At 70.9% G+C, this 12,793-nt stretch carries 8 protein-coding genes and 3 tRNA genes; 5 read left to right on the top strand and 6 right to left on the bottom strand.

Annotated features, from left to right (window positions below; genetic code table 11):
* Positions 1–198: 198 nt before the first annotated feature.
* Positions 199–1,932, top strand: coding sequence for a polyprenyl diphosphate synthase (gene uppS, locus OG542_RS27830; protein WP_328414248.1), 1,734 nt, complete (start codon positions 199–201; stop codon positions 1,930–1,932).
* 199 nt (positions 1,933–2,131) lie between these two features.
* Here uppS and OG542_RS27825 read toward each other — a convergent pair whose 3' ends face one another.
* From OG542_RS27825 to OG542_RS27805, 5 genes are all read right to left on the bottom strand, one after another.
* On the bottom strand, positions 2,132–3,187 hold the full coding sequence (locus OG542_RS27825) for a collagen-like triple helix repeat-containing protein (RefSeq protein WP_328414246.1): 1,056 nt from the start codon (positions 3,185–3,187) through the stop codon (positions 2,132–2,134).
* Between the two features lie 76 nt (positions 3,188–3,263).
* Positions 3,264–4,748 (bottom strand): SpoIIE family protein phosphatase, encoded by a 1,485-nt coding sequence (locus tag OG542_RS27820; RefSeq protein ID WP_328414244.1) that lies wholly within the window; start codon positions 4,746–4,748, stop codon positions 3,264–3,266.
* A gap of 289 nt (positions 4,749–5,037) precedes the next feature.
* Positions 5,038–5,114, bottom strand: a tRNA-Ile gene (locus OG542_RS27815).
* Positions 5,115–5,304: 190 nt separating this feature from the next.
* Positions 5,305–5,377, bottom strand: a tRNA-Asn gene (locus OG542_RS27810).
* A gap of 5 nt (positions 5,378–5,382) precedes the next feature.
* Positions 5,383–5,455 (bottom strand) — tRNA-Asn (locus OG542_RS27805).
* Positions 5,456–5,615: 160 nt separating this feature from the next.
* Here OG542_RS27805 and OG542_RS27800 point away from each other — a divergent pair.
* From OG542_RS27800 to OG542_RS27785, 4 genes are all read left to right on the top strand, one after another.
* Positions 5,616–5,921, top strand: coding sequence for a YtxH domain-containing protein (locus tag OG542_RS27800; RefSeq protein ID WP_193477896.1), 306 nt, complete (start codon positions 5,616–5,618; stop codon positions 5,919–5,921).
* Between the two features lie 147 nt (positions 5,922–6,068).
* On the top strand, positions 6,069–7,523 hold the full coding sequence (locus tag OG542_RS27795; RefSeq protein ID WP_311125547.1) for a xylulokinase: 1,455 nt from the start codon (positions 6,069–6,071) through the stop codon (positions 7,521–7,523).
* 144 nt (positions 7,524–7,667) lie between these two features.
* A complete protein-coding gene (locus tag OG542_RS27790) occupies positions 7,668–9,401 on the top strand; it encodes an ABC transporter ATP-binding protein (RefSeq protein ID WP_328414241.1) in 1,734 nt (577 codons plus the stop codon).
* Positions 9,401–11,329 (top strand): ABC transporter ATP-binding protein, encoded by a 1,929-nt coding sequence (locus tag OG542_RS27785; protein WP_311125549.1) that lies wholly within the window; start codon positions 9,401–9,403, stop codon positions 11,327–11,329. The genes OG542_RS27790 and OG542_RS27785 overlap by 1 nt, the downstream gene beginning before the upstream one ends.
* 146 nt (positions 11,330–11,475) lie before the next feature.
* On the opposite strand, the gene OG542_RS27780 is transcribed toward OG542_RS27785, so the two are convergent.
* Positions 11,476–12,753: an RNA polymerase sigma factor gene (locus OG542_RS27780; protein ID WP_311125550.1), complete on the bottom strand. Its 1,278-nt coding sequence runs from the start codon at positions 12,751–12,753 to the stop codon at positions 11,476–11,478.
* Between the last annotated feature and the right edge of the window lie 40 nt (positions 12,754–12,793).

Below are 12,793 nucleotides of genomic sequence, written 5' to 3'. Positions count from 1 at the left end.
GTACTCGGCCGGGCACAGCCGGACCGCGCTCCGGCCGGCCTCCGACGCCGCCGACAGGAGGCACCACCCCGGCGCCCCTCTGCCCCGAGGCAACCCACTTGATCAGCGCAATACGCTGGACGTACCGCTCTCGTTGTCAGCGATGTGCCTCCCGCGACCCCAGCCCCGGCAGACCGACGCACGACCACCGCACGGGCGGTGATCGGCGACGACCCGGCACTGCGGGCGGCCTACCGACTGTGCCGGCTCCGGACCAGGCGACAGGACCCCGCGGAGTACGCCCTGATCCAGCTGGTGCCCGCCCCGCTGCGCCCGGCGCTGCACGCCCTGTGGGCGGCCGCCAACGCCCTCGACGACCTGGGCGACGACCGCACGGCCCCCGCCGCCGAACGGGCCAACCGCGTCGAGGAGTGGATCACCGCCCTGCACCGCGAACTGCCCACCGGTACCAGCCCGGACCCCATCCGCCACGCCCTCGTGCACACCGCGGCCCGCTGGCGCCTGGACCTGTCCGAACTGGACGCCGCCATGACCCAGGTCCAGGACGACACCCACGGCAGGCACTTCACCGACTGGACCGCGTGGCGCACCTGGGGCCGGGACAACCTGCTGCCCTGGTTCGGCCAGGTCCGCACCCTCTTCGACCGGGCCGGCGTACCCGTGGCGCTCCGGCTGGACACCCGGGAGACCTACGAGGAGTTCCTCGACGGCGTCCGGCTCACGGACATCCTCACCGACCTGTCCGCCGACCTCGCCCAGGGCGACCTGCTCCTGCCCGACGAGGCCCTCGACAACCACCCCGGGTCCGCCGCCGACCTGGCGCACGCCCGCTGGAGCCCCGCCGTGTCCGCCCTGATCACGCACCTGACGGGCCTGGCCCGCCAATGGGTGACCCAGGAGACCCTCAGTCGCGGCATGCACCCCGGACCCGCCACCGTCCTGCACACGATGGCGGCCCTGCTGCGCGCCCAGCTCGACGCCATCGACACCGCCGGGCCGGCCCTGCTCCAGGCCCCGCCCCGGCCCGCGCCCCTCACCCGCGCCCGGATCCTCGCCCCCGCCCGGGCCCGCGCGACCCTGGCCTGGAGCCTGACCCCGCTGACGGTGCCGCCCGCACACCAGCACGCCCACGGCAGACGCCCCGCCCTCACCCGCCCGGCCCACACCGCGGCCTTCCGCTCCCCGCCGCCCCACCCCAGCGGCGAGCGGCCACCGGAGATCCCGTCCGCCCACCTGCCCGCCCACGTCGCCGTGATCATGGACGGCAACGGCCGCTGGGCCCGGCAGCGGGGCCTCCCCCGGCACGAGGGCCACCGCGCCGGCACCACCGCCTTCCGCGAGGTGGTCCACGGCGCCCTGGACATCGGCCTACGACACCTGACCCTGTACACCTTCTCGACCGAGAACTGGCACCGCGACGCCGCGGAGGTCGAGGCGATCATCGACCTCCTGCGCCGTGAACTGGTCGACGACCCCTTCCGCGACCTCGACGTCCGGCTGGGCTGGCACGGCCGCGCCGGCCGCCTGCCGCCCGACCTGGTCGACCTCCTCCACCTCCGGGAGCGCACCACCCGCACCCGCACGGGTCTGACGCTGACGATGTGCATCGACTACGGCGGCCGGGACGAACTCACCCGAACGGCCGCCGCCCTGGCCCGCCGTACCCGGGCCGGCCACCTGGATCCGGACCTGATCACCGAGGACGACTTCGCACGGCACCTGCCCCGCCCGGACCTGCCGGACGTGGACCTGCTCTGGCGCACGGGCGGCGAACACCGCGTCTCCAACTTCCTGCCCTGGCACACGGCTTACGCCGAACTGCACTTCACCCCCGGCCTCTGGCCCGACACCGACCGCCGTGACCTCTGGCAGGCCGTCACCACCTACACCCACCGCCAACGCCGCCACGGCACGACTCCGGCTCCCCGGTGAGCCGGGCCGCAAGGCGGTAGGCGACGGTGACGTCCTCGTAGTCCCGTCCGGGGACGACCGGGTCCGGCAGATGGGTGCGCTCGCTGAGGCTCGTCGACTGTCGCTCCCCGGTGCCGGAGAAGCGAACGGCTGTCCGGGGTTCCTCCGTGAAGCGGAGCCGTTCGGCGTGGACCGTCGACCGGAACGAGATGTCCCCCGTTCAGGGCGGCTCCTCCGGCTCCCTGGCGGCATGAGGGCGACTGGACCTGCGTGGCAGCTTCCCGTCCTCCCCGCGCACCCGGCGCTTGCGGGTGCCGCCTTGGCTCCGGGCGGCTCGGCCCCGCTCTCCCTCCGCGCCCTTGCGGGCCGCACGCGGCTCGGCCGGCTCGGCCCCTTCCGCGGTGGCCTTCGCCGTCTCCGCGGCGCCCGCTACGGCGTGGCCGCCGCCCCGTGCCGTGTCACCTGCCGCTTCCGTCACTCCCGCGGCCTGTTCGGCCACCCTTCCGGCGGTGCCGCCCACCCCCTCGCCGGCGCGTCCGACGGTTCGGCTCGTCTCCTGGCCGACGTCCTCCACCGCGCGCCCGGCACCACCGCCCACGTCCTGAACGGCCCGCCCGGCTCCCTGACCGACATCCTGCGCCACGGAGCCGACGCCCTTGCCCACGTCCTGGACAGCGGCCCCGGCGCCCTGCCCCACATCCTGGACGGCGGCTCCGGCACCCTGGCCCACGTCCCGCACGGCGGTCCCCGCCCCCTGGCCGACCTCCTGAACGGCCCTTCCGGCACCCGTACCCAGCTCCCCCACGGCCTGACGGGCTCCGCCGCCGACATCCTGCACGGCGGACCCGACTCCACGGGCCAGCTCGTGCAGGATCTCCGGGTTGCGGTCGAGCGTGGTGAGCACTCGGTCGATGATCTTCGCGACGTGGTGGAGACGCACTTTGAGCTGGGCCTGTGCCTCGACGCCCGAGATACCCAGGTGCACCCGGCCGAGCGTGACGTCGGCGCCCACATTCAGCTTGAGCAGGTCCAGCACCTCGGCCTGCAGCGAGACATGCGCCCGCAGGTCCTCGACGTCCAGGTCGATCTCGTCGACCTTCAGGACCGGAACGTCGAGGAAGACGTCAGGGCTCGCACCGTCCGCGTCGTCCTCGTCGTAGGCCTCGGCATCGGCGTACTCGTCACTGTCCTCGGCGTCGAGTGCGTCACCGTGCTCGTCGTCGTACCCCTCGTACTCCTCGACGGAGCCCTCGTCGTTCTCGGAGTTGCCGCCCATCGCCACGCCTCCGCGTTTTGGCGTACCTTTCGACTATTTTGATCCATTTTGGGCGTCAATGCACGGTCAGTACCGTTCATCCGGCCCGGGCGATGAGCAGGGCCACGTCGTCGAGGTCTCCCTCGGCGCGCAGGGAGTGCAGAAGCAGGTCGCAGGTGGCGTCGAGGGGGCGACCGGGGTCGTCGAGGGCATCGAGGAGGGCGTCCAGGCGGGCGTCGATCGGCTGGTCGCGGGTCTCGACGAGGCCGTCGGTGTAGAGGACGAGCTGGTCCCCCGGTCCGAAGCCGATGGAGGTGGAGTCGAAGGGAATGCCGCAGCCTCCCAAGGGCGCGCCGGTGGGCAGGTCGAGCAGCTCGCGTGTGCCGTCCGGGCGGAGGAGGACGGGGGGCAGGTGCCCGGCGAGGGAGACGCGGCATCGCGCGGTGTGGGGATCGAAGACGGTGTAGACGCAGGTGGCGAGGGTGTCGAGGCCGTCCGTGATGTGGTCGAGGTGGTGCAGGACCTGGTCGGGGGGCAGATCCAGATCGGCCAGGGTTCTGGTGGCGGTGCGCAGCTGTCCCATGGTGGCCGCGGCCGTGACGCCGCTGCCCATGACGTCGCCGACCACGAGGGCGGTCTTGTCGCCGCTCAGGGGGATGACGTCGAACCAGTCGCCGCCGATCTCGATGGTGGCCTGGGCGGGGCGGTAGCGGCAGGCGACTTCGAGACCAGGTCGCTGTGGAGGGGGGTGGGGCAGCAGGCTGCGCTGGAGTGTGAGGGCGGTGCGACGCTGTTCTTCCACGGCACGGTGCCGGTCGGTGACGTCGACGCTGGAGGTGGCCACACCCAGCACTTTCCCGTTTGGGGACTCGAGCCGGTAGAACGAGATCGACCAGGCGTGATCGTTGTCCGGGTCGGCCGCTGTGCGGCCGACGACGTACTGGTCCACTACCGGTGTCCCGGAGGCCAGAACCTCACGCATGGCGCCTTCGAAGGACTGGTCCAGGAAGGGCAGCACCTCATGGATGTGGCGGCCGATGTGCTCGGCGGCCGGCACGCCGTTCATCCGTTCCTCCGCGGGGTTGACGGAGATGTACCGGAGATCGGTGTCCAGCATGCCCAGCCCGATCGGCGACTGGGACACCAGCTGGGCGGACAGGGCCAGGTTCCGCTCCACCTGCCGCAGGGTCGCCTGGTCGGTGGCCAGACCCAGTGCCCAGAAGTCGCGCTGGTCGTCCTGCAGCCGCATGTTGCGGAACTCCACCATGCGCGAGCTGCCGTCCTTGTGCCGGACGGGAACGACCCCGGCCCAGCTCTTGCCGTCCCGCATGACCTGGTCGAACAGCGCCAGCACCGTGTCGAGGTGCTCCTCGTCGATCAGCAGCCAACCCGCGTGCCGGCCCAGCGCCTCCTCGGCGCTGTAGCCGAAAAGGATCTCGGCCTGCGGGCTCCAGAGGTCGATCCTACCCTCGGCGTTGAGGAGTACTGCCGCCACGTTCAGTACTTCCAGCAGACCACCCGGCGTGGACGCAACCACACCCGCCGTGCCGGGCCCGCCCCGGAAGGGTTCGGTCGCACCCATACCCAGGCTCCTTCCGGATGCCGGTCAGGCTGCCGTCCTGCCGGGTCGGACCATGTGCCGGCGCCGGCATCCCGGCTATCCCATCGTCCCCCTGCGCCGCCCGCGCGTGCACGCCCACGCCGGCGAAGCAGCCCGGCTGCGGCGGCGGGTTCGCCTGGGGTCGAGTGGACTGGCCGGGCGGAAGAAACCGTACGGGTCACGGTGTGGCGTCCGTGTGGCGAACAACGCGGCGGTACCCTCAGGACACTGGCCTCTCCGCAGGTCAGATCGTTCCTGCGCGGGTAGCGCGTGGTGGGGCGGGTGGGACTCGAACCCACGGCCGACGGATTATGAGTCCGTTGCTCTAACCGGCTGAGCTACCGCCCCATAGCGGCGTGTCGCGTACATGTGTGCGCGCCGTCTGCCGCAGCATAGCCGCTCATACGATCTCCTGCTTCGGATGGTCGGCTTCGCACGGCCTTCGTGACCATGAGGACTTCGCCGGGCTCCGCGCGGTTCCCAGGACATCGGAACAGACATGAAAAAGGACCCCTGAGAGGGGTCCTCGTTCACCATGCTCCCCCGACTGGACTCGAACCAGTAACCTGCCGGTTAACAGCCGGCTGCTCTGCCAATTGAGCTACGGAGGACCGAGCTCCCCGGACTGGACTCGAACCAGTAACCTGCCGGTTAACAGCCGGCTGCTCTGCCAATTGAGCTACCGAGGAATGCCTCGTTGCATCGAACGTACCTACCTGGGTATTCGCCAGGGGGCGCTCGCTCGCTGCGACACATACATTAGCGCAAGCAGGGGGGTGCTCCGCCAATCGGTACCCGGCGGGGCGCCAACACCCCACCGGAGACCTACGCAAGAGAAGGGTGGCCGCCATGCGTTACCGGCTCACGTTCGTCGCCGGAGTCGTGCTGGGTTACGTGCTGGGCACGAAGGCCGGACGCGAGCGCTACGAACAGTTGAAGAAGACGGCCCAGCAGTTCGCGCAGAACCCCGCCGTCCGCAACACCGCCGAGTCGGCGGCCCACCAGGGCCGTGAGTTCGCGGGCAAGGCGTACCACGTGGTGAGCGACAAGGTCGGGGACCGCGTCCCGGAGTCGGTGGCCGACCGGGTCCGCCACCTCCGCGACCGGGCCACCCACAACGGCGGTGAAGACGACTGGGGAACCACCAACACGTGATCTTCTGATGTCGAGCACGGCAACGCCCCTCAAGGGGCGCGGGGAACTGCGCGACCAGCCGCAGCACACCCGCACCCGACACCCGGCGACACACCCCCAAGGCGCCCACGGCCCCAGCCAGCGCAGCGGTACGGCAGAATTTTGGCCATGGGGATAGTCGCCGGGTTGGACAGTTCGCCCGATTTCACTCGTATCGTCGTCTGTGACACGGACTCCGGAGCCGTGCTCAGGCAGGGATATGCGCAGCATCCGGTGGAGAGCCCCGAGGGCGGCGGCCGGCCGTCCGACGTCGATCCGCAGGCCTGGCTGCTGTCCCTGGGCGAGGCGGCGGGCGGCGGGCTCCTCGAAGGCGTGCAGGCCATCGGCGTGTCGGCGCAGCAGAACGCCGTCGTGCCGCTGGACGCGCAGGGCAACACCGTGCGTCCGGCGATGGTCGGCAGCGACAAGCGGACACAGGTCGCGGCGGCCGATCTGGTCGACGCGCTCGGGGGGCGCGAGGCGTGGGCGCAGGCGGTGGGCTGTGTGCCGCAGGCCGCGCAGCCGGTGACGAAGCTGCGCTGGCTGGCCCGCACCGAGCCCGAGAACGCGCAGCGCACCGCGATCCTCTTGCAGGCGCACGACTGGCTGGTGTGGCAGTTGCTGGGCCGGCCGGTCAGGAGAACCACCGACCGGGGCGGGGCGTCCGGCACCGGGTACTGGTCGGCGGCGACCGGCGGCTACCGGCCCGATCTCGTCGAGCTGGCGCTCGGGCAGCAGGTGATGCTGCCGGAGGTGATCGGCCCGGCGGACGCGGCCGGCAGGACGCCGGAGGGGCTGCTGATCTCCGTCGGGACCGGCGAGACCATGGCGGCGGCGTTCGGCCTGGGCATCGGCCTCGGCGACGCGGTCGTGTCGCTGGGCGCGACCGGGTCCGTGATGGCCGTACACCCCGAGGCGCTGGTCGACGGCTCCGGGATGATCACCGCGCTGGCCGACGCGACCGGCATGCACCTGCCGGTCGTCACCACGCTGAACGCCGTACGGACGCTGCGCGGGACCGCCGAGCTGCTCGGGCTGCCCGATCTGGAGAGCCTGTCCGACCTGGCGATGAAGTCGACGCCGGGGTCGCACGGGCTGGTGCTGCTGCCTTATCTGGAGGGTGAGCGGACGCCGAATCTGCCGCACACCGCCGGGACCCTGGCGGGGCTGAGGCGCGAGTCGATGAAGGCGGAGCATCTGGCGCGGGCCGCGTTCGAGGGCATGCTGTGCGGGCTCGCGGACGCGCTGGACGTACTGCGCGGCCGGGGTGTGGAGGTGCGGCGGGTCTTCCTGCTCGGGTCGGCCGCCGAACTGCCCGCCGTGCAGGCCGCCGCGCCCTCGCTGTTCGGGACGCAGGTCGTGGTGCCGCAGCCCGCGGACTACGCCGCGATCGGCGCCGCCCGCCAGGCCGCCTGGGCGCTCGGCGCGTCGCAGGGCGCGCTCGACGCGCGGACCCCGCCGGCCTGGCAGGGGGCGGTCGCCCAGGTGCTGGAGCCCGGGGAGGACCTGGCCGTGGGGCAGGCGGTGCGACAGCAGTTCGTGGCGGTACGGGAACAGACCCATCCGGGGGCGCTGCGGCAGTAGCGGCGGGTCTTGAAGATCCGATGGAGCCCCGGGCGTTTTGACCGCCTGTTGGGTTAATTCAGTTGAGGTAACGCGGGTGGAGTGTTCGACGATAGGGGCCAGGGGCAACCAACCGCCCCCCTCGCCCACTCCGAGAGAAGCAGCGTGCTCATACGACTTCTGCGGACCTATCTCAGGCCCTACAAGAAACCCATAGCCCTGCTGGTGCTGCTGCAGTTCCTGCAGACCTGCGCCACGCTCTACCTGCCCACGCTGAACGCGGACATCATCGACCAGGGTGTCGTGAACGGCGACACCGGCTACATCGTGGGCTACGGCGGCCTGATGATCGGCATCTCGCTGGTCCAGGTCGTCACCAACATCGGTGCCGTGTACTACGGCGCCCGTACGGCCTCGGCGCTCGGGCGGGACGTGCGGGCGTCCGTGTTCGACCGGGTGCAGTCGTTCTCCGCGCGTGAGCTGGGTCAGTTCGGGGCGCCGTCGCTGATCACCCGTACGACGAACGATGTCCAACAGGTGCAGATGCTGGCGCTGATGACGTTCACGCTGCTGGTGTCGGCGCCGATCATGTGTGTGGGCGGCATCGTGCTGGCGCTCGGCCTTGACGTGCCGCTGTCCGGGGTGCTGGTGGCGGTCGTGCCGGTGCTGGGCATCTGCGTGACGCTGATCGTGCGGCGGCTGCGGCCGCTGTTCCGGGCGATGCAGGAGCGGCTGGACACGGTGAACCAGGTGCTGCGGGAGCAGATCACCGGCAACCGCGTCATCCGCGCCTTCGTCCGGGACGAGTACGAGCAGCAGCGCTTCCGGAAGGCCAACACCGATCTCACGGACTTCGCGCTGGGCACCGGCAACCTGCTCGCGCTGATGTTCCCGATCGTCATGACGGTGGTGAACCTGTCGTCGATCGCGGTGGTGTGGTTCGGCGCGCACCGCATCGACAGCGGCGGGATGCAGATCGGTGACCTGACGGCGTTCCTCGCCTATCTGATGCAGATCGTCATGTCCGTGATGATGGCCACCTTCATGTTCATGATGGTGCCGCGCGCGGAGGTGTGCGCCGAGCGCATCCAGGAGGTGCTGGACACCTCCTCCAGCGTCGTGCCGCCGTCCTCGCCCGTACGGGAGCTGCGCCGGCACGGGCATCTGGAGATCCGCGGGGCGGGCTTCCGCTATCCGGGTGCCGAGGAGCCGGTGCTGCGGGCCGTGGACCTGCTCGCGCGGCCGGGTGAGACGACCGCCGTCATCGGCTCGACGGGCAGCGGCAAGTCCACGCTGCTCGGGCTGGTGCCGCGGCTGTTCGACGCGACCGACGGGCAGGTGCTCGTGGACGGCGTCGAGGTGGCGGAGATCGATCCGGTGCTGCTCGCGCGGACCGTCGGGCTGGTGCCGCAGAAGCCGTATCTGTTCGCGGGCACGGTGGCGACCAACCTGCGCTACGGCAATCCGGACGCCACCGACGAGGAGCTGTGGCACGCGCTGGAGGTGGCGCAGGGCAAGGAGTTCGTCGAGCGTCTGGAGGGCGGGCTCGACGCGCCGATCGCGCAGGGCGGGACGAATGTCTCCGGTGGTCAGCGGCAGCGCCTCGCCATCGCCCGGACCCTGGTGCAGCGGCCCGAGATCTATCTCTTCGACGACTCCTTCTCCGCGCTCGACTACGCCACGGACGCCGCCCTGCGGGCCGCGCTGGCGCAGGAGACCGCCGAGGCGACCGTCGTGATCGTCGCCCAGCGGGTGGCGACCATCCGGGACGCCGACCGGATCATCGTCCTCGACGAGGGCCGGGTCGTCGGCACCGGCCGGCACCACGAGCTGATGGCGGACAACGAGACCTACCGGGAGATCGTGCTCTCCCAGCTCACGGAAGCGGAGGCTGCCTGATGGCGGGGCCGATGGGGCGGATGATGGCCGGGGGCGGCCCCGATCAGCGCTCGCTGGACTTCAAGGGGTCGGGCAAACGGCTGGTCGCGCGGTTCCGGCCGGAGCGGCTGACCATCTATGTGCTGCTGCTGTGCGTGGTGCTGAGCGTGGGCCTCAGCGTCGTCGGGCCGAAGATCCTCGGCAAGGCGACCGACCTGGTCTTCGCGGGCATCGTCGGGCGGGGCATGCCTCAGGGGGCGAGCAAGGAGCAGGTCCTCGACTCCATGCGGCAGCGCGGGGACGGTGACGTCGCCGACATGCTGCGCAGCACCGACTTCACCCCGGGCAAGGGCATCGACTTCACGGCCGTGGGGAACGTGCTGCTGCTGGCGCTGGGCGTGTTCGCGGTGGCCGGGCTGCTGATGGCGGTGGCGACGCGGCTGGTGAACCGGGCCGTGAACCGGACCATGTTCCGCATGCGCGAGGACGTGCAGACGAAGCTGTCGCGGCTGCCGCTGTCGTACTTCGACAAGCGTCAGCGCGGGGAGGTGCTGTCCCGGGCGACGAACGACATCGACAACATCGGGCAGACGCTCCAGCAGTCGATGGGGCAGCTCATCAACTCGGTGCTGACCATCATCGGTGTCCTCGCGATGATGTTCTGGGTCTCCTGGATCCTGGCGCTGGTCGCGCTGGTGACCGTGCCGCTGTCGTTCGTCATCGCCACGCGGGTGGGCAAGCGGTCGCAGCCGCACTTCGTGCAGCAGTGGCGTACGACGGGCAAGCTGAACGCCCACATCGAGGAGATGTACACCGGGCACACCCTGGTGAAGGTGTTCGGGCGGCAGGAGGAGTCGGCGCAGCAGTTCGCCGAGCAGAACGAGGCGCTGTACGAGGCCGGGTTCCGGGCGCAGTTCAACAGCGGGGTCATGCAGCCGCTGATGATGTTCGTGTCGAACCTCAACTACGTGCTGGTCGCGGTCGTCGGCGGCCTGCGGGTCGCCTCCGGCTCGCTGTCCATCGGCGACGTGCAGGCGTTCATCCAGTACTCGCGGCAGTTCTCGATGCCGCTGACGCAGGTCGCGTCCATGGCGAACCTGGTGCAGTCGGGTGTCGCCTCGGCGGAGCGGGTCTTCGAGTTGCTGGACGCGGAGGAGCAGGGTGCCGATCCGGTGCCGGGCGTTCGGCCCGAGGAGTTGCGCGGGCTGGTGGCGCTGGAGCGCGTGTCGTTCCGCTACGACCCCGACACGCCGCTGATCGAGGACCTGTCGCTGAAGGTCGAGCCCGGGCACACGGTGGCCATCGTCGGGCCGACGGGCGCCGGGAAGACGACGCTCGTGAATCTGCTGATGCGGTTCTACGAGGTCACCGGCGGGCGCATCACCCTCGACGGAGTCGACATCGCGCGGATGTCCCGGGACGAACTGCGGGCCGGGATCGGCATGGTGCTCCAGGACACCTGGCTGTTCGGCGGCACGATCGCGGAGAACATCGCGTACGGGGCGTCCCGGGAGGTGACCCGGGGGGAGATCGAGGAGGCGGCTCGGGCCGCGCACGCGGACCGGTTCATCCGTACGCTGCCGGACGGCTACGACACGGTGATCGACGACGAGGGGGCCGGGGTCAGCGCGGGCGAGAAGCAGCTGATCACCATCGCCCGGGCGTTCCTGTCCGACCCGGTGATCCTGGTGCTGGACGAGGCGACCAGTTCGGTCGACACCCGGACCGAGGTGCTGATCCAGAAGGCCATGGCGAAGCTGGCGCACGGGCGTACGTCGTTCGTCATCGCGCATCGGCTGTCGACGATCCGGGACGCGGACGCGATTCTCGTGATGGAGAACGGGGCGATCGTGGAACAGGGGACGCACGGGGAGTTGCTGGCCTCGGACGGGGCCTACGCGCGGCTGTACAAGGCGCAGTTCGCGCAGGCGGTGGCGGAAGTGGACTGAGGCTGCGGGTCCGTTGCGGCTGGTCGCGCACACGCGGCGGAGCCGCACATTGATACAGCCCCGCGCCCCTTAAGGACGTGCAGCTCGCGCCCCTTTAGGGGCGCGGGGAACTGCGCGATCGGCCCCCACCGGGCCCGCGGACGGCATCAGTCCAGATAGCCCCTCAGTTGATCCGCGAAGGCATGATCCCTGAGCTTGTTCAGGGTCTTCGACTCGATCTGCCGTATCCGTTCCCGCGTCACACCGAAAATGCGGCCGATCTCCTCCAGGGTGCGGGGGCGGCCGTCCGCCAGCCCGTAGCGGAGCTGGACGACCTTGCGTTCCCGCTCCCCCAGGGTCGACAGGACCGCTTCAAGGTGCTCCCTGAGGAGCAGGAACGCGGCCGACTCCACGGGGCTGGTCGCGTCGCCGTCCTCTATGAGGTCGCCGAGGGCGACCTCGTCCTCCTCGCCCACGGGCGCGTGCAACGACACCGGCTCCTGGGCGAGGCGCAGGACCTCGCTGACCCGCTCCGGCGTCAGGTCCAGTTGCGCGGCGACCTCCTCGGGCGTCGGCTCGTACCCCCGTTCTTGGAGCATCCGCCGCTGCACCCGCACGACCCGGTTGATGAGTTCCACGACGTGGACGGGGACCCGGATGGTGCGGGCCTGGTCGGCCAGGGCGCGGGACATGGCCTGGCGGATCCACCAGGTGGCGTAGGTGGAGAACTTGTAGCCGCGGGCGTAGTCGAACTTCTCGACGGCCCGGATGAGGCCAAGGTTGCCCTCCTGGACGAGGTCGAGCATGGTCAGCCCGCGCCCGACGTACCTCTTCGCCACGGACACGACGAGCCGCAGGTTGGCCTCGATGAGCCGGCGCTTGGCCACCCTGCCCATGACGACGAGCCGGTCGAGGTCCAGCGCCAACTGGCTGTCCAGATCGGGCGCGTTGCTCAGCTTCTCCTCCGCGAACAGGCCGGCCTCGACACGGCGGGCGAGTTCGACCTCCTCGGCCGCGGTCAGCAGGGGGATGCGGCCGATCTCCCGCAGGTACTGGCGGAACAGGTCCGAGGAGGGACTGCCGGTGTCGGTGCGGGCCGGCGGCCGTACGACGACTTCGGGCGCCTCGGCCGTCTCGATGGCCTCGGCGGGCGGCTCCTCCGGCTCCGGTTCCGTCTCGGGGTGGTGCGCGACGAGGCTCTGTGCCGGAACCGCTGGGAGGGTGTCGGCCTCCGCGTCCGGCGCGGCACCGGCGTCGGTCTGGGTGAGGGTCTGGGTCTGCACGGGGGCGACCTCCAGGATGATCGCTGCCAAGGTGTGCGGCAGCGGTACTTCGGGGGCGGAGTCGACGGCCTCGCCGCATTCCGTCCCGTACGCGATGAGCGGAACCGCGGGGGTCTGGGACCCGTCGGTGACGGATCGGCCGCGCTCCGAGGACTCAGGCACCGCAACCCAGTGTGGGGGAAGACACATCGTCGCCACGAGG

Source organism: Streptomyces violaceus, assembly GCF_036014075.1.
In the GTDB taxonomy this organism is placed as follows: domain Bacteria; phylum Actinomycetota; class Actinomycetes; order Streptomycetales; family Streptomycetaceae; genus Streptomyces; species Streptomyces violaceus.
This window is presented reverse-complemented; position numbering and strand designations above follow the sequence as displayed.

Excerpts from the sequence above, each read along its gene's own strand:
- OG542_RS27820 (WP_328414244.1), bottom strand. The coding sequence starts at position 4,748 with ATGGGTGCGACCGAACCCTTCCGGGGCGGGCCCGGCACGGCGGGTGTG.
- OG542_RS27825 (WP_328414246.1), bottom strand. The coding sequence starts at position 3,187 with ATGGGCGGCAACTCCGAGAACGACGAGGGCTCCGTCGAGGAGTACGAG.
- OG542_RS27785 (WP_311125549.1), top strand. The coding sequence starts at position 9,401 with ATGGCGGGGCCGATGGGGCGGATGATGGCCGGGGGCGGCCCCGATCAG.
- OG542_RS27800 (WP_193477896.1), top strand. The coding sequence starts at position 5,616 with ATGCGTTACCGGCTCACGTTCGTCGCCGGAGTCGTGCTGGGTTACGTG.
- OG542_RS27795 (WP_311125547.1), top strand. The coding sequence starts at position 6,069 with ATGGGGATAGTCGCCGGGTTGGACAGTTCGCCCGATTTCACTCGTATC.